The organism is Oleispirillum naphthae, from assembly GCA_027864655.1.
Classification (GTDB): Bacteria; Pseudomonadota; Alphaproteobacteria; order Rhodospirillales; family Rhodospirillaceae; genus Oleispirillum; species Oleispirillum naphthae.
The window spans coordinates 70,584-87,578 of record JAQAZG010000011.1 but is presented as its reverse complement, the minus strand read 5'-3'; the positions used below and the strand labels follow the sequence as shown (position 1 = coordinate 87,578).

The 16,995-nt window shown below is 68.8% G+C and carries 16 protein-coding genes; 12 read left to right on the top strand and 4 right to left on the bottom strand.

Annotated features, from left to right (window positions below; genetic code table 11):
* The first annotated feature begins 146 nt into the window (after positions 1–146).
* Complete coding sequence (gene truA, locus O7R11_RS12295) at positions 147–884, top strand: tRNA pseudouridine(38-40) synthase TruA (protein ID WP_337997821.1); 738 nt, start codon at positions 147–149, stop codon at positions 882–884.
* Positions 885–933: 49 nt separating this feature from the next.
* Here truA and O7R11_RS12290 read toward each other — a convergent pair whose 3' ends face one another.
* Both O7R11_RS12290 and cuyB read right to left on the bottom strand, forming a co-directional pair.
* Positions 934–1,959 carry a calcium/sodium antiporter gene (locus O7R11_RS12290; RefSeq protein ID WP_337997820.1) on the bottom strand — a complete coding sequence of 342 codons (1,026 nt, stop codon included), beginning with the start codon at positions 1,957–1,959 and terminating at the stop codon, positions 934–936.
* A 112-nt stretch (positions 1,960–2,071) separates the two neighbouring features.
* The gene (gene cuyB, locus O7R11_RS12285; RefSeq protein WP_337997819.1) at positions 2,072–2,782 is read right to left on the bottom strand and encodes a cysteate racemase; all 711 of its coding nucleotides are present in this window, start codon (positions 2,780–2,782) and stop codon (positions 2,072–2,074) included.
* 179 nt (positions 2,783–2,961) lie between these two features.
* Here cuyB and O7R11_RS12280 point away from each other — a divergent pair, with 179 nt between their 5' ends.
* The 11 genes from O7R11_RS12280 (at position 2,962) to O7R11_RS12230 (ending at position 15,855) form a co-directional block, all read left to right on the top strand.
* Complete coding sequence (locus O7R11_RS12280; protein ID WP_337997818.1) at positions 2,962–6,453, top strand: FIST N-terminal domain-containing protein; 3,492 nt, start codon at positions 2,962–2,964, stop codon at positions 6,451–6,453.
* Positions 6,454–6,514: 61 nt separating this feature from the next.
* Positions 6,515–7,807, top strand: a complete 1,293-nt coding sequence (locus O7R11_RS12275; RefSeq protein WP_337997817.1) for a hypothetical protein — start codon at positions 6,515–6,517, stop codon at positions 7,805–7,807.
* Between the two features lie 234 nt (positions 7,808–8,041).
* Positions 8,042–8,722, top strand: coding sequence for a FadR/GntR family transcriptional regulator (locus O7R11_RS12270; RefSeq protein WP_337997816.1), 681 nt, complete (start codon positions 8,042–8,044; stop codon positions 8,720–8,722).
* On the top strand, positions 8,719–8,928 hold the full coding sequence (locus tag O7R11_RS12265) for a hypothetical protein (RefSeq protein WP_337997815.1): 210 nt from the start codon (positions 8,719–8,721) through the stop codon (positions 8,926–8,928). Before O7R11_RS12270 ends, O7R11_RS12265 begins: the two co-directional genes overlap by 4 nt.
* Before the next feature lie 177 nt (positions 8,929–9,105).
* The gene (locus O7R11_RS12260; protein ID WP_337997814.1) at positions 9,106–10,419 is read left to right on the top strand and encodes a hypothetical protein; all 1,314 of its coding nucleotides are present in this window, start codon (positions 9,106–9,108) and stop codon (positions 10,417–10,419) included.
* A 22-nt stretch (positions 10,420–10,441) separates the two neighbouring features.
* Positions 10,442–11,602: an MBL fold metallo-hydrolase gene (locus O7R11_RS12255; protein WP_337997813.1), complete on the top strand. Its 1,161-nt coding sequence runs from the start codon at positions 10,442–10,444 to the stop codon at positions 11,600–11,602.
* Positions 11,603–11,662: 60 nt separating this feature from the next.
* The gene (locus O7R11_RS12250) at positions 11,663–13,567 is read left to right on the top strand and encodes a CobW family GTP-binding protein (protein ID WP_337997812.1); all 1,905 of its coding nucleotides are present in this window, start codon (positions 11,663–11,665) and stop codon (positions 13,565–13,567) included.
* Between the two features lie 37 nt (positions 13,568–13,604).
* Complete coding sequence (locus tag O7R11_RS12245; protein ID WP_337997811.1) at positions 13,605–14,180, top strand: MotA/TolQ/ExbB proton channel family protein; 576 nt, start codon at positions 13,605–13,607, stop codon at positions 14,178–14,180.
* A complete protein-coding gene (locus O7R11_RS12240) occupies positions 14,177–14,599 on the top strand; it encodes an ExbD/TolR family protein (protein WP_337997810.1) in 423 nt (140 codons plus the stop codon). The genes O7R11_RS12245 and O7R11_RS12240 overlap by 4 nt, the downstream gene beginning before the upstream one ends.
* On the top strand, positions 14,596–15,108 hold the full coding sequence (locus tag O7R11_RS12235) for a hypothetical protein (protein WP_337997809.1): 513 nt from the start codon (positions 14,596–14,598) through the stop codon (positions 15,106–15,108). Before O7R11_RS12240 ends, O7R11_RS12235 begins: the two co-directional genes overlap by 4 nt.
* 120 nt (positions 15,109–15,228) lie before the next feature.
* Positions 15,229–15,855: a glutathione S-transferase family protein gene (locus O7R11_RS12230; RefSeq protein WP_337997808.1), complete on the top strand. Its 627-nt coding sequence runs from the start codon at positions 15,229–15,231 to the stop codon at positions 15,853–15,855.
* 40 nt (positions 15,856–15,895) lie between these two features.
* On the opposite strand, the gene O7R11_RS12225 is transcribed toward O7R11_RS12230, so the two are convergent.
* Positions 15,896–16,234 carry a hypothetical protein gene (locus tag O7R11_RS12225; RefSeq protein WP_337997807.1) on the bottom strand — a complete coding sequence of 113 codons (339 nt, stop codon included), beginning with the start codon at positions 16,232–16,234 and terminating at the stop codon, positions 15,896–15,898.
* 32 nt (positions 16,235–16,266) lie between these two features.
* Positions 16,267–16,986, bottom strand: a complete 720-nt coding sequence (locus tag O7R11_RS12220; protein WP_337997806.1) for a ribonuclease activity regulator RraA — start codon at positions 16,984–16,986, stop codon at positions 16,267–16,269.
* Positions 16,987–16,995 lie beyond the last annotated feature (9 nt).

The following is a 16,995-nucleotide window of genomic DNA, read 5'->3' as shown; positions in this document are numbered from 1 at the left end:
TTATAGCGCTGCGCGCAAAAACCAAAGTCATGGGGTCGAGGGGCCTCCCGGCCCCTCGCGGGTCCGGGCGGAGCCCGGCCTTGTTTTTTTGTCTTTCCCGCGCCGAGAGGGTATGTATCGATCCCGGATCGGGATGGGACGGGTTCATGCCACGCATCAAGTTGACGTTGGAATACGACGGCCGGGGTTTCGTCGGCTGGCAGCGGCAGGAGAACGGCCTGTCGGTGCAGGAGGTGTTGGAGGCGGCGATCGCGGGCTACTGCGGCGCGGCATGCCCCACCTTCGCCTCCGGGCGCACCGACGCCGGGGTGCATGCGCTGGGGCAGGTGGCGCATTTCGACCTGCCGCGCGACGACCCGCCGGAGACGGTGCGCGCCGCCTTGAACTATCATCTCAAGCCGCATGCGGTTTCGGTGCTGGCCGCGGAAGTGGCGGCCGAGGACTTCCACGCCCGCTTCTCCTGCCTCGGGCGGTCGTACCTCTACCGCATCGTCAACCGCCCCGCGCCCTTGGCGCTGGACGCCGGGCGCGCCTGGTGGGTGCCCAAGCCCCTGGATGCGGAGGCGATGCACGAGGCCGCGCAGGTTCTGGTCGGGCGGCACGATTTCACCTCGTTCCGCGCCGCCGCCTGCCAGTCGAAATCGCCGCTCAAGACCCTCGACAGCCTGGAGGTGACGCGGGTGGGCGAGGTGGTGGAAATCCGCACCGCGGCGCGCTCGTTTCTCCACCACCAGGTGCGCAACATGGTGGGCACGCTGCACCTGGTGGGCGCGGGCAAGTGGACGGCGGACGACATGCGCGCCGCGCTCGCCGCGCGCGACCGCGCCGCCGCGGGGCCGACCGCCCCCTCCGCCGGGCTCTATTTCGTCGAGGCGCGGTACTGAGGCGGGGAAAATAAAACGTCCCGGAGGGTCCGAGACCCTCCGCAAAGTTTTAGAAGCTCGGCAGCGGCAGGCTGGGGAGGCTCGGCAGGTCGATCGGCAGGTCCACCGGCAGGTCGGGCAGGCCGCCCGCGAGGCCGGTGATATAGACGCCGTAGGCGACGAGGAAGGTGAAGCCGAGCGCGCGGGGGATGTGTTTCAGCCCCAGCACCACGCCGATCAGGGCGAAGGTGACGAGCGCCAGCACCCAGGTGTCGCGGCCGGAGATTTCCGCCGGGACGACGATCGGCGAGACCGCGCTGGTCACCCCCAGGATTCCCAGGATGTTGAAGATGTTGCTGCCGATGACGTTGCCGAGCGCGACGTCGCTTTCGCGCTTGATCGCGGCGACGACGCTGGTGGCGAGTTCCGGCAGCGAGGTGCCGACGGCGACCACGGTGACGCCGATCAGGCTTTCCGAGACGCCCCAACGCAATGCCAGGATCACCGAGGACTCGACGAGGAAGCGTGCGCCGACCACCACTCCGGCCATCGCCGCGATGGTGAGCAGCAAGGCCCCCGCGATGCCGAGGCGGACCGGCGGCATGGCATCGGCGAGGCGGGATTCCTCTTCGCGCAGGCGGACGGTGGCGTATTCGCGGCGGTCGAAAAAAATTGCCGTGCCGGTATAGAGCAGCAGCGCCGCCACCAGGCTGGCGCCGACGCTGCGCGGCACCTGGCCCCAATGCAGGAGCGCGATCGCCGCCAGGGTGGCGAAGGCGAGCACCCCGAGGTCGCGGCGGATGCCCGGCGCCTCGCAGGAGACCGGAAACATCAGCGCGGCGGTGCCGAGGATGAGCAGGATGTTGGCGACGTTGCTGCCGACGACGTTGCCCACCGCGATGCCGGGCGCGCCGATCAGCGCGGCCTGGAGGCTGGCCAGGAGTTCCGGCAGGGAGGTGCCGAAGCCGACCAGGGTAAGCCCGATCACCAGCGGCGAGATTCCGGCGCGGCGGGCCAAGACCACGGCGCCGCGCACCAGGAGGTCTCCGGCGACCAGCAGCAGCACCAGACCGACGCCCAGCTTCAACAGAACCATCGTACGCCCCCCTTCCGCCGCACCCGGCAAGGTGGGGAGAGACTCACGGAAAGCGCCGTCCGCGTCAACCCGAAAAGGACCAGAAAGCCGCAGAAATCCTGCCTTCCTCCGTTCAGGAGGCGGCGCAGCCGCCCGGCGCGCCGCGGTAGGTTTCGATGAACCAGCGTACGCAACGCCGCGCCAGCGCGTCGGTGGCGTCGATGAAAAACGGCTCGCCCTCCCGCAGCGCCACCGGAATCTCGGTGCAGGCGAGAATCACCGCCGCAGCGCCGCGGGCGCGGCAGTCCTCCGCCTGTTGCGCGAACAGCGCGGTTGCGGCCTCGATGCGCCCCGCCTTGACCATGGCGATGCCGCGGGAGACCGCATCGAGCGCGGCCTGGCTCTCCGCGAGGATCGGCCAGCGGTTCCGGTCCAGGCGCTTCTCGTAGACCTTGGCGGCGCGGGTGCCCTCGGTGCACATCAGCGCCACCGGCGCGCCGCCGGGCAAGAGCGCGGCAAGGCGCTCGGCCACCGCATCGACGATATGGAGGATCGGCGGCAGGTCCGGCGCGGCCAGGTCGCCGGCCCAATGGTGCGCGGTGTTGCACGGGATCGCCACCACCGTGGCCCCGGCGCGGGCGAGTTCGCGCATGCCGTGGCGCAGGGCGGGCAGCGGGCTTTCGCCGCCATGCAGCAGGCAGGCGGTGCGGTCGGGAATCTGCGGCACCGAGCGGATGATCACCGGCATGTGCTGCTGGTCGGTCTCCGCCTGGGTGGCGGCGACGAGTTTGCCGAAGAAATCGACGGTGGCGAGGGGACCCATCCCCCCGAGGACGCCCAGCATGACCGGAACTCCCTTGACGATTGCGCTGATCGCGCCAGCATAGGGCGGCGTGGCGCGGCGGGTCCAATGCTAATTGGCGATCGTCGCCGTGGCCGAACCATGGGGGGCTTCTTTCTGGCGCGCGGATGCACCATCTTGTAGAAAAGACAGAGGGAAAACCGCGTGAAGGTAGGGCTCCGGTGTCCGCTTCTCCCCGCACCGCCGATGCCGTGCGCGTGTTCGCCGATGACGGCGGACTCGCCTCCATAGATGCGTCCGCGTTCCGTTTCGGGGGCCGCCCCGCGGCGCTCGCCCTCGCCTTCGTCTCGCCGTTCCTCGACTTCGCCGATGTGACCGCGCGGCTTGCCGCGCTCGCCGGGGAGACGCCGCTCGTCGCGCTGTCCACCGCGGGCGAGCTGGTCGCCCCCACTCCGGCGGACCCGCTCTACCGCGAAGCCGATCCGGCGCGTCCGGTGGTGGCGGTGCAGGCGTTCTCTCCCGAGCTGTTCTCCGCCGTGGCGGTGCGCGCCCTCGACCTGCAATCCGCCGACCTGCGCCGCCCCGGTCCGGTGCCGACGCAGGAGGCGCGCATCGCGGCGCTCACCCACGCGCTTTCCGCCATCGAGGTGCCGTTTTCCATCGACGCCCGCGACACCCTCTGCCTCGCCTGCTTCGACGGCCTTTCCTGTTGCGAGGACAAGGTGATGCAGGCGGTCTACCGCAGCGGGCGCTTCCCCTGCCTGTTCGTCGGCGGCTCGGCGGGCGGCAGCCTCTCCTTCGACCACACCTGGCTGTTCGACGGCGGCCGCGCGCTCGAAAACCACGCCGTGCTGGTGTTTCTCAAGCTCGCGCCGGGCAAGCGCTACGGCGTGCTCAAGAGCCAGAACTTCCACAAGACGGACAAGACCTTCGTCGCGGTGGACGCCGACCCCGACCGCCGCGCCCTCGCCACGGTGATGGACGCCGCGGGGGAGACCGCGCGCCCCGCCGTGGAGGTGCTGGCCGAGGCGCTCGGCACCACGCCCGCCGGACTGGGGGAGGCGCTTTCCGGGCGCACCTTCGGCATCGAGGTGGACGACGAGATCTTCGTCCGCTCGATCTCCCACATCGATGCCGCAACCGGGCTGATCCACTTCTTCTGCGACGTCAATCCGGGCGATCAGCTGATCCTGCTGGAAGCCACCGACTTCGTGGCGGAAACCCGTGCCGACGTGGCCCGCTTCCTCGCCGGCAAGCCGCCGCCCTTGGGCGTCATCCTCAACGACTGCATCCTCCGGCGGCTCAACAACGCCGCGGCGCTCGCGGGCCTCACCGGCCTGTGGCCGTGCCCGGCGGCGGGGCTTTCCACCTTCGGCGAGCTCTTGGGCATCAACATCAACCAGACCCTCACCGCCGTCGCCTTCTTCGACGCGGGCGAGGGCAGCTTCTCCGACGACTTCGTCGAGCGCTTCCCGGTGCACTACGCGCGCTTCCAGGAATACTTCACCCGGGCGCGGCTGCGCCGCGTCGAGATCGTCAACCGCCTGCGCGCCGAGATGACCCGCCACCTCGCCCGCCACCTCGGCGCGAGCCCGGAACTCGCGGGCGAGATCGAGGGCATGCTCGCCCACGCCGAGGACCTGCACGCCAGCCTCGACAACATCCGCGCCACCATCGCCCGCGAGGTCGAGGCGGAGCAGCGGGCGCACCGCGCCGAGCAGCAGCTGGGGGAGGCGATCGAGGCGATCAGCGAGGGTTTCGCCCTCTACGACGCCGAGGACCGCCTGGTGCTCGCCAACAGCCGCATCCGCCGGATGTTCCCCGAGGTGCCGGACGCCTTCGCCATCGGCCGCACCTTCGCCGAGATCGTCGCGTTCGCCGCCGACCAGGGGATGTACGACTATGCCGGGATGCGGCGCGAAAAGTTCGTTGAGAAGCGCCTCGCCGCGCACAAGGCGGCCGACGGCCACCCGACCCTGCAACGCATGTCCGACGGCACCTGGCTGATCAGCCGCGAAAACCGCACCCGCGACGGCGGCGTCGTCGGCATCCGCACCGACGTCACCGCGCTGAAAGAGCGCGAGGCGGAGATGGAAGCCCTGAAGTCGCGCTACGAACTGATCCTCGAGTCCGCGGGCGACGGCATCGTCGGCATCGACGCCGCGGGCGGCGTGCGCTTCGCCAACCCCGCAGCGGCGCGCATGCTCGGCGCGGAGGCCGCGGCGCTCCTCGGCCGCCCGTTCGGCGATATCCTCGGCGGCGCGGCGCTGCCCGCCTTCCCCCTGCACTGCAAGCAGTCGCGGATCGATGAGATGGTCTGCCGCCGCACGGACGGCGAATCCTTCATCGCCGAATACACCCTCACCCCGATCTGCGAGAACAAGAACTTCGCGGGCGCGGTGCTGGTGTTCCGCGACATCTCGCTGCGCAAGCAGTACGAGGAGAGCATCGCCGACCACCAGAAGCTCCTCGAGCAGGAGGTCGCCGAGCGCACCCGCGAGCTCTCCCAGGAGATCGCCGCCCGGGTCAAGATCGACCAGGCGCTGCAGGAAAGCCGCAGGCGGCTGCTCGGCATCACCGAGAGCCTGTTCGAGGGCGTGCTGCTGGTGGACCGCTTCGGCATCATCGTCTTCGCCAACCCCTCGGCGCACCGCTGGCTGGAGGCGGACAGCCTGCTCGAACGCCTGCTCGACGACGTGGTGCGGCTGGAGGCGGAAGGCGGCTCCGTGGGGTCTTCCGACGGGCCGCTCGTCCGCGTCATCGACGGCAGCGAAACCCTGATCGACGACGACGCGGTGCTGGTCACCGCAAGCGGGCGGCGCATCGCCATGGCCTATGCCGCCGCGCCCCTGGACGAAGGCGGCAGGACCCGCATCGCGGTGATCTCCTTCCGCGGCATCGACGCGATCAAGGAGGCGCAGCGCGAGGCGATGCAGGCCTCGCGGCTGGCCAGCGTCGGCCAGCTCGCCGCGGGCGTGGCGCACGAGATCAACACCCCGATCCAGTACGTCGGCGACAACCTGCGCTACATCCAGGACACCTTTCCCGACATCGCCGCGGCGATCGCCGCGCTCACCGCCGCCCTGCCGCCCGGCGCCGCGGAGCCGATCCTCAAGCCGGGCGGCATCGCCGATCTGCTCGACGACTACCCGGACGCCATCGGCCAGGCGTTGCAGGGGGTCGGCCACGTCACCCACATCGTGCGCTCGATGAAGGACTTCTCCCACCCCGGCAGCGCCGCCAAGGTGGGCACCGACATCAACCACGCGATCGACAGCACGGTGACGGTGTGCCGCAACGAGTGGAAGCACGTCGCCCGCGTGGAAACCGACCTCGACCCCGAGCTGCCGAAGATTCTCGGCTTCCCCTCCGACATCCACCAGGTGCTCCTGAACCTCATCGTCAACGCCGCGCACGCCGTGGCGGACAAGCCGGACGGCGCCATCGGCGCCATCCGCATCAGCACCCGGCGCGACGGCGACTGGGTGGAGATCCGCGTCGCCGACGACGGCCCCGGCGTGCCGAAGGACTTGCGCGAACGCATCTTCGACCCCTTCTTCACCACCAAGGGGGTGGGCAAGGGCACCGGCCAGGGGCTCTCCATCTGCCTCGACATCGTGGTGAAGAAGCACGGCGGCAAGCTCTTCCTCGACGAGACCGCCGCGCCCGGAGCCACCTTCGTGGTGCGGCTGCCGATCTGCGAGCACGATTGACAGGCCGCGCCACGGGGAAGAGACTTTTTCATTGGAATCCCCGCATTTCGAAAGGCACGCCATGACCGAAACCGGCAACTTCGGGGAACTTCCCTACGACCGCCTGATCCGCCTGGTTTCGAGCGATATCGGTTCGATCCCCGCTTTGGTGTGGCGCGCCGACCTGGTGAAGAACGAGATCACCTTCCTCACCGACCACGCCATTCCCGGCCTCGAGGACAGCATCCCGCGGCTGTTGCAGGACGCCGCCTCCGCCGAGGCGATCCTCGCCGCGCAGGACCGCGCGGTGTTCGCCCGCTTCCACGAGCGGCTGCGCCAGCGCCAGCCGGTTTCCGAGGTGTTCCGCGCCCACGGCCGCGACGGCCTGATGCGCTGGCTCTACATCCTCGGCACGCCGGACCCGGAGATGACCTTCTGCTACATCGGCCTCTTGGCCGACTGCACCGGGCTCGCCAACGCGATCCTCCAGCGCGGCACCGAGACCGGGCTTTCCGAGCACGTCGAACTGTTCGACAACCCGGTGTTCATGGCCGACATCGGCTCGCGCCGGGTGTGCGCCGCCAACGCCGCGGCGCGCGCCGCCTTCGGGCTGAAGACCGGGGCCTCGGGGTCGCGGCTCACCACCCTGTTCGCCGCCAACGCCGACGCCTACCTGCGCGACATCTACGAGCGCCTGCTGTTCACCCGGGTGTGGAACGGCCTTCTCACCATCCACGACGCCAAGGGCCGCCCGGTGGTGTGCATGGCGCGGGTGCGCGCCTACGACCGCGACGGCCGCGGCCTCCTGTGGTTCTCGCTCAATCCGCGCACCGCCGCCTCCGCGCTGGAGAAGCAGCCCGCCGCGGAAACCCCCGCCCCGGCGGTGGCCCGCGCGCTCGCCGCCGCCACCGACATCCGCGGCCTGTTGCGCGTGCTGATGGACAACCAGCCGCCGGAGCGCCGCGCCGGCGCGGTGATGCTGTCGCAGATCTTCATCGCCGAGGGCCGCGTCGCGGTGACCGGCATCGGCGCGCCGTTCGAATCGGTGCACGACAACGACACCCACCCCTATCCCGGCTCGATCGCCGAGAACATGGTGCTGTTCGACCTCGACCACGTCATCGTCGAGGACACCACGAAAAGCATCAAGCCGATCGACTGGGCGCTGTTCATCCCCATGGGCATCCGGTCCTACGTCGCGCTGCCGCTGTTCGTCGAAGGCATCCTGCGCGAGGTGCTGATCTTCTGCTCCACCGCGCCGCACGCCTTTTCCGAGGACAACCTCGCCCCCTATGCCGGTCTGGCGCAGAGCCTGTGGGGCGAACTGCCGCGTCTTCTGCCCGGCCTGCCGCGGCGGAAGTCTGCGGAGTCGTAATGCTGGTCCAACCAGCATCTCCGCAGCCTTCCGACCTACCTTGCCGCGTCGCCTTCCCGGCATCGCCGCTTCCGCCGGAACCGGCGGAAATGTGACGAAAACCTCCCTCCTGGGCGCTGGTTGGTCCAGTAACGTTTTTTGCTTTTTCCCCACCTTCGAGTAGGCTAACCTGAGAGTGCGTCGAGAGACGCATGACTCTCTATTGGGTTTATTGGTTGGACCAGAAGGCACGCAATGGCAAGCGCCTGCACCGACCGCATCGTCGAACTCGTCGATACCCTCGGCCTGGGGGAGGGCGACCGTCTGCCCGGCGAGCGCGAGTTGGCCGCCGAACTCGGCTATAGCCGCAATACGGTGCGCGAATCCCTGGTCGCGCTGGCCGCCCAGGGCCGGGTGGAAATCCGCCACCGCTCCGGCTGCTACCTGCGTTCCGCCGCGCCGCCCACGCCCTGGCAAAACCTCCACGCCCTGGCCGATTCCTCCGCCGCCATCGGCGCGCTGCGCGTCATCGGCCCGCACATCGCCGCGCTCGCGGCGAAGCGCTGCGTGCCGGAACAGGCGCGCCGCCTGGAAAACGTCACCGCCCGCATGGGCCGTTTCCTGGTCAACCGCGACGCGGCGCAGACGGCGCGCGAGTACGTCACCTTCTTCGTCGTCCTCGCCGCGCTGGCGGGAAACCCCTACCTCGAACTGCTGATGAAGGAGATCGCCGCGGCGCGCGGGCTTCCGGACCACCCAGTCGGCCTCGACAAGAGCGGCGTCGATTCCTTCTTCGCCCTGCACGTCAGCCTGTTGCAGGCGATCCAGAACCGCGACACGCGGCGCGCCCTGCCGCTCGCCGGGCACAGCCTGGATGCGTTTTCCGCCATGCTCGGCCACGCCGAGGCGCCCCAAGCCCGGGAGAACGTGGCATGAACCGAAGGGATTTTTTCACCCGGATGAATCCATTCCGGGCCGATGCGCCCAAGGGGGGGCGCGATGCCGGAAGCGAGAGGGAGCGTACGGACGCGCTTTTCCGCCTCGCCATGGCTCGGGGCATCGACCCCGCAACCGTGGATCCCGAGCGGCTGCCGGAGCTGCTCGGCCTGAACGCTGGTACGCTTGAAACCACAGGACGGTGAGAGCGGCACGAGGGGGGGAACGGACCGGCAAGTCGAAATCCCCTCCCCGCGCCGGACCGTCCGGCATCTCAAGGAGGTTGTCTCATGGAAGCGGACAATCGGGGGGTAACCTATCTCGAAAGCCGTAAGCTCGTCAAACGTTGGAACGGGCCGTGGCCTGCGGTAGTCAACACCCTCATGATCTTCGCAATTTTCTATGCCACCTGGTGGGTCTTTCAGGATCCGCGCGGCATCATGCGCATGTACACGCCGTATGTCGGCTACATGGTATGCCGTTGGCTTTTGATCCTGTTCATCTGGATGGCATACATTTTCGACTACTGGCCGTTCAAACGCAGCTGGTTGAACCGCACGCACCCCGTCGTCAAGGGCATCGTGCTCACCGCCGTCTGCGTGCTCGCCATGGAAATCCTGATCAAGGGATTCTTCATGGGCATTCTCGGCCGGTACGGCATCGCGTACTTCAACCCCGACCGCCTGCGGGCGATGGGGCTGACCCACTTCTACGCCGAAGAATACGCGACCGAGGCGATCATGATGTTCGCCGCGATCGCCTCGTGGCTGTCGCCCTCCTGGGTGGTCGCCTGCGAGAACGCGCCCTGGCAGAAGCTCGAACAGCCGACCCGCGGCATCACCATCGCGGTGGTCACCTTCTTCCTCGGCACCATCGTCTACTTCGTCACCATGCATTCCCACATGGCGATCCTGTTCTACCCGTGGCAGAAGTACACGGCGATCACCCCGCCCTACTGGGAGAGCTTCGCCAACACCGTCTCCGGCAACTTCCACATCGCGTGGATCATGAGCTGCACGGTGGTGGTCTGGGTGTATGAAAGCATCTGGGAACGCTATCCCTTCAACCTGATCAAGACCGACTGGCTGCGCCGCACCTCCGCCTTCTTCGGCATCATCGCGGTGGCGTTCTGCCTGTGCTTCTTCCTGTTCTACGCACAGGACCTCTCCTGGGGCCTGCACATCCGCGGCACCCGCCGTGAAATGGCTCCCGACTGGCGCTGGCTGCACGTCGGCGAAAGTGCGATCTTCTGGCTGGTCGGCGTGTTGTTCCTCAGCTTCTTCTGCGGCAACTACCCGACCAAGTACAGCCGTCCGGTCAACGTCTTCCTGCGCACCCTGATCAGCGCGGTGATCGGCGCCGCGGTCTACTTCCTCTACTACCGCTACGCCCACCTCTTCCTCGGAACCCAGAAGGGCATCTCGCATCCGCAGCAGTTCCCGATGATTCCGATGATCTGGCTGATCAACCTGTTCCTCGTCAACATGTGGTTCATGGACGGCTGGCCCGGCTGGAAGGCCGTGCCCAAGACCGCCGAGGAACTCGAGCAGGTCGAGGAAACCATCGTCGCGCACGACGTCAAATGGACGCCCAGTCTCGCCAAGGGCCTGGTGGTCGGAGCCACTGCCGGTGTCGCGGCCTACTTCGCCGTGATCGCCGTGATGCCGTGGATCGGCCAAATCCAGATGATCAAGTGAGCAAAGGGAAGGAGGCATCATTATGACCGACGACATCACCACCTCCCGGCGCGACTTCGTGAAAGGTGCCGCCACCGGCGCAATCGGTGGCGCGCTCGCCGGGATGGGGTTTTATTCCTACTCCGGCTCCGCCTACAACCGCCTGCCGAAGGTCGCCCGCGCTCAGCAGGACTTCGGCGCCGTGCGGAGCGTCAAGGTGACCAACATCTCGGAGACGAGCTGGTTCAACAACGCACACCTGATGGAAGACATCCGCACCTCCGGCGGTCTTCTGGTTGACCAGTACACCATCGGCTGGGGTCCTTTCGGCAACGGCAAGGGCCCGGGCAAGTCGAGCTACGAAGACGGGATCGCACCGATCAAGAAGATGATCCCGAACGACCTGGAAGCCGCCTGGGCGGTCCAGAAGAAATCTTCCCTGCACCCCGACAACCCGGGCGGCTATGCCTGCCTGATCGAGGTGGAGGATCTGGACGGCAGCAAGCACAAGTACCTGCTCGACGTCGGTTGGTCCTACGACTGGATGGATCAGAGCTTCAAGCGCGAAGGCATCGACCAGATGCTGCGTTCGGGCGAGATCGAGGCCCTGTTCATCAGTCACGAGCACTTCGATCACTTCTGGGGCTTCCCGGTGGCGATGAAGTACAACGACCACCTGCCGCTCTACATCCACAACGGCTTCTACAAGGAAGGCAAGCAGTACGTTAAGGACTCCGGCTACAAGGGCGATCCGAAGGTCGTAGACAAGGAGATGACCCAGGTCCGCCCCGGCATGATGCTGATCAAGTTCGACGTGCCGATCATCTGCCGGGTCTACGGCGAAACCTCTCTCGCCTTCAACGTCAAGGACAAGGGTCTGGTCCTGATCTCCGGATGCAACCATCAGGGCATCCTGCAGATGACCAGCACCGCGTACTCGAAGCTGAAGTACGACAACGACCGCTTCTACGGCATCTATGGCGGGCTCCACATCTCGCCGTTCGAGGACTGGGATCCGAAGTACGACGATCTCGTCATCTCGCTCGGCAAGTGGAACTTCGAGCGCGTCGGCTGCAACCACTGCACCGGCCACCTCACCGCCAAGAAGTTCGTCGAGGTGGGCTATCCGGTGGTGCGCGGCACCGCGCGCTTCCGCACCACGTCGCCGGATTACCTCGGCAACGGCGACACCATCACCTTCTAACGGCCGGTTCTGGGCCGCGCTCCGGCGCGGCCCTTTTTTCCCATCCCGCGAGGCGAGGCCATGCTTTCCGCGATTTTCGGACCCGACCCCACGCGCAGGCTTGCGGCGCACGACCTCGCCGCGCTACCCGCCACCTGGATGACCGCCGCCTGCATGGACGGCCGGTTCCGCCGCCTCTCCGGCTGGCTCGGGTTCGGCTGGTGCACCTCCGCGCCGAAGTCGTGGACCTGCCGCCTCGCCGCCTACAAGGGCGTGTTCGGCGTGCTGCCGGTGGCCGCAAACGCCGATGCCGAGCCCGCCGCCGCGGCGTTCCGCCTGTTCTACTTCCCCGCGGCGGACGACCCGCTGCTCGACTCCTTTTCGCTTTCCGCCGCGATCGCCGCCTCCGCCCCGGAGGCGCTCGCCTGGATCCGCGACTTTCCGTCGCGGCCGGAGGCGGCGGAAGCCTTTTGCATCGCCGAGATGCGCCTGGTTCTGGCGCAGCCCGCCCTCGCGGTGGGGCTCGCGCTCGAGGCCGACCTCGCCCGCCGCGTCGCCGCGCCGGACGGCATCGCCGCGCCCGCGGGCGGCTGGATCGTCCCCCCCGGCGGGCTGGAGGAAGACCTGCCCGCCTTCGCCATCGCGCGCGGCCTGTTCCGCGTGCTGGCCGCCGGGCTCGCGGCCGCGACGGGGAGCCCCCCCGGCACGCCCCGCCGCCGCACCGCCCCGGCGGCCGCCTGGGAAATCCGCGGCGGCGCCCTCGTTCCCGCCGGAGAGATTCCCGGCGGACGCGTCACCGAGGCCCTTTCCTGGGGCGCGGCGGACGCCTGCCCCGGCGCGCTGCCCGCCCCCGAGGAGGCCGGAGCCTACCGCCTCGCCCGCCTCGCCGCCGGGGCGGAAGCCCCCGACGCGGCGGAAATCGTCGCCGCCGACCGGCCGCAGCTGATCGTGCTCTCCGGCTTTCTCGGCTCCGGCAAGACCTCGTTCCTCAACCAGTTCATCGAGTTCCAGGCGGCGCACGACCGCCTCGTCGGGGTGATCCAGAACGAGCTGGGCGAAACCGGCGTGGACGCCAAGATGCTGGAGGGCGACGACTCCGTCCTCGCCATCGACGCCGGGTGCGTCTGCTGCACCCTGGCGGGCAGCCTGACGCGCGGCCTGCGCAGCCTCGCCGAAACCCTGAAGCCCGAGATCGTCGTGCTGGAGACCACCGGGCTCGCCAACCCGCTCAACATGCTTGCGGAGTTCGCCGAGATCGGCGACATCGCCGAGCTTTCCGCGGTGGTCGCGGTGGTGGACGCGGCGCTCTATCGGCAGAGCCTCGCCGCCTCCGAGGTGGCGGGCGGCCAGATCGCCGCCGCCGACACCGTGGTGCTCAACAAATGCGACCTGGTGGACGCGCCCACGCGCGCCGCCATCGCCGCCGACATCCGCCGCCGCAACCCCGGAGCGCGGATCGTCGAGGCGGAATTCGGCCGGGTCAACCCGGTGCTGTTTTCCGAAGGTTTGTCGCGTCATGCCGCAACCGACCAGCCCTGTCCGGTCTGCGGCTGCGGTCATGATCCTGCACATCTCCCCCACGATCACGGGCCATCCCAGGCCTGTGACTGTCAGGATCATGACCGCCCCCCCCATCACCGCCACCACGATCATGCGCACCACCGCCATCACGACCACGCGCATGGCCACGCGGTCACCCATCTCGACGAGGGCTTCTCGGCGATCCGGCTGACGCTCGCGCCGGCGGTCGCGCGCGAAACGCTGGACGCCCTGCTCGCCGCCTGCCCGCCTTCGGTCTTCCGCGTCAAGGGCATCGCCCGGCTGACGGGCGTTGAAACGCCGCAGGTGGTGCAATACGTACCTGGACGCTACGATTGCCGTCCGACGGAAAAGGCGGACGATACGCCGCCCTTCCTGCTGGTGATCGGACGCGGCCTGAACGAGGAGGAGGTGCGCCGCCACTGGCGCCCGCTGATCAAGGAGTAGGTCGGGTATGGAGTTGATAGAGCAAGGCGGCCTCCTGATGTGGCCGTTGTTGGCGTTGTCGGTGCTGACCCTGGCGATTCTGATCGACCGCGGCATCGCGTTTTCCACCCTGCGGCTGGCCACCGCGGCGGAGGAGGCGGCGCTGATCGCCGCTTCCCGCGCCGGAAACCGCGCCGCCGCCGACGAGGCGGCCAAGGCCGCCCCCGCGCTTATCCCGCTGATCGACGCGGCGTTCGAGCCGGTGCTGCCGGAAGAAAGGGAACGCTCCGCCGCGATCGCCATCGAGGAAGTGGTGCGCGGCCTCGATTCGCGCCTCGGCCTGCTCGCCGTCTCCGGCCGCGTCGCGCCGCTTCTCGGGCTGCTCGGCACCGTGCTCGGGATGATCCAGACCTTCTCCCGCCTCGCCACCGCGCACGGCGCGATCGACATGACGCTGCTCGCCGACGGCATCTGGCAGGCGCTGCTCACCACCGCCGCGGGCCTGTTCATCGCCATTCCCGCGGTCGCCGCGCACCAGGCCTTCCTGCGGCGCGAGGACCGCGTCGCCTTCATCCTCGGGCGGCTGGCCAACCGCATGCTCGCCCGCCCCGCGCCCGCGGATGCGCCGCGATGATCCCGCTCACCCGCCGCCGCCGCGAGAGCCCGCTGCCCGACGTCACGCCGCTCCTCGACGTGGTGTTCATCCTCTTGATCTTCTTCGTCATCGCCGCGGCGTTCGCCATCCACGGCATCGACATGCGGCTGCCGCGGGTTTCCACCGCGCGCACCTATGCCGGAAACCCGCTGGAAATCGTGCTCGATGCCGACGGTTCGCTCTCCCACAACAAGCAGCCGATCACCGCGCTCGACCTCGCCCACCTCGTCCGCCGCGCCGCCGAGGGCAACGGCGCGGCGCGGCAGATTCTCCTCATCCCCGACCGCGACGCCTCGGTGGACGCCTTTTTGCACACCGTCACCCTGATCCGCGACAGCGGCGGCGAGCACCTGGTGATCGCCGCCGAACCGGCGGCGCGCCCGGAGACCAGGCCGTGACCGACGGGGAACGCATCGCCGCCGCGGTGGCGGTGTCGCTGGCCTGCCATTACGCGCTGCTGTTCGGCCTGCCCTCCGCCGCGCCGGTGGACGGCGGCGCGGGGGCGGTGATCGTCGATCTCACCCACGCCGACGTCGGCCTCTCGCTCGCCGCGCCGATCACCCTGGAGCAGGCCGCCCCGGCGGAACCGGCGCAGCCCGACGCCGCCGACCGCCGCAGGACGGCGCTGGTGCAGTACCTCGACACCCTCTCCGAAACCGTGCATGCCCACCGCCTGTCGGTCGGCGCGCACGGGCGGCTGATCGGCAACGCCACCTTCCGCATCGTCGTGGACGGGCGCGGCCGCTTCCAGTCCGTCGCCCTGATCGGCAGCTCCGGCGACCCGACGCTCGATGCCGACGCCTTCCGCGCCCTGCACGAATCCGACGGCGCGGTGCGCCGCCCCGGCATTCTCGGCATCGCGCCTCTGCCGATCGTGCTGACGGTGAAATACCAGTACGGACTCTGACCTGCCCGTTCGGGCGGGAGGCTCTGGACGAAGGGGGTTTTCAACTCCTATACTCCGCGCTCTATGCTGCTCTTCCCCCAGACTTTTTGCCCCCCTCCTTGCCCCCGGAAGGATGACGCCATGTTGACGTTGTATGTTGGAGACAAAACGATTTCCACCTGGTCGCTGCGCGGCTGGCTGGCGATGAAGGCGACCGGAGCCCCCTTCACCGAGACCTGGATTCCGATCTACCGCGAAGGGTCCACCGCGGCGCTGAAGGCGGTCAGCTCCTGCGGCACCGTGCCGGTGCTGGTGGACGGCGACGTGACGATCTGGGACTCGCTCGCGATTTCCGAATACCTGGCGGAGAAGTTCCCCGCCGCCGGCCTGTGGCCGAAGGACGCGGCGAAGCGCGCCCTCGCGCGCGCGGTGGTGGCCGAGATGCACAGCGGCTTCCCGGACATGCGCAAGGAAATGGGGATGAAGCTGAACCAGAGCTTCCCCGGCAAGGTGCTCACCCCCGACGCGCAGGAGGACGTGGACCGCGCCGTCGCGATCTGGGAGGAGATGCTCGCCAGGCACGGCGGGCCGTTCCTCTTCGGCGAGTACTGTCTCGCCGACATCTTCTTCACCCCGGTGGCGGCGCGTCTGACCATCTACGGCATCCCGCTGCCCGCCACGGCGAAGGCCTATGCGGAACGCCTGCTCGCCACCCCGGCGATGCTGGAGTGGACCGCGGGCGCCGCCGAGCAGGCCCGCAGCGCCTGAACGCCGCGGACGGACCGGCTTTCCCCGGTCCGTCCGCCGCTCACTTCTTCTCTTCCTCGTCGCTCCAGCCGCTGCGGAACAGGCAGGCGCGCAGATACTGCGCCCGCACCCCGTCGTTGGAGTCGTAGGCGGTCATCGCCGGCGGCGAGTAGGTGGTGGTCTCCGTGCACTTGTTGTCCTTGCACTTCGACGTGGTGTGGGTGCGCCCCGGAGTCATCCGGTAGGCCATGACCGCCGGCACCGCATGCTGCGCCTCCAGCTGGCAGACGCTCAGGGTCTGCTCGAACTCCGCCTGGGTGGCCCCCGGCTTGTGCCACGGATTCGCACAACCGGACAGAACCGCCGCCGATGCGACGAGAATGAGGCGCTTCGCCCACATGGTCTTCCCCTCTCTTTATCGGGTTGCCGCCGTCAGACGGTTTTTTTGAATGCCTCGTAACGGGCCTTGGTCTCCGCGTTCATCGGATAGAGACCGGGGAGCGGCACCCCCTTCTCCACCTCGTCCATGATCCACGCCTCCATGCGCTCCTGTTCCGGCGCTTCCGCCAGAACCTCGTCCAGGAGCGCCGCGGGGATCACCACCGCGCCGTCGGCGTCCGCCACGATCACGTCGTTGGGAAACACCGCGACGCCGCCGCAGCCCACCGGCTGCTGCCAGGCGACGAAGGTGAGCCCGGCGACCGAAGGCGGCGCGGCGAAGCCCCGGCACCACACCGGAAGACCGCTCTTGCGCACCCCCTCGACGTCGCGCAGCACGCCGTCGGTGACCAGCGCGGCGACCGCGCGCTTTTTCATCCGCGAGCAGAGAATGTCGCCGAACACCCCGGCATCGGCAATCCCCATGGCGTCGATCACCGCGATCACGCCCTCGGGCATCGCCTCGATGGCGGCGCGGGTCGAAATCGGCGAGGACCACGAGGCGGGGGTCGCCAAGTCCTCCCGTGCCGGGACGAAGCGCAGGGTGAAGGCGCGCCCGACGAGGCGCGGCTGATCCGCCGCGAGCGGCCGCGCGCCGCGCATCCAGACGTTGCGCAGGCCCTTCTTCAGCAGGATCGTGGTGATCGTCGCGGTGGTGACGCCTTGCAGAACCTCTGCCGCGCCTGCGGGCAGCGGAACGACCTTTTCATCCATCGGGGGAAC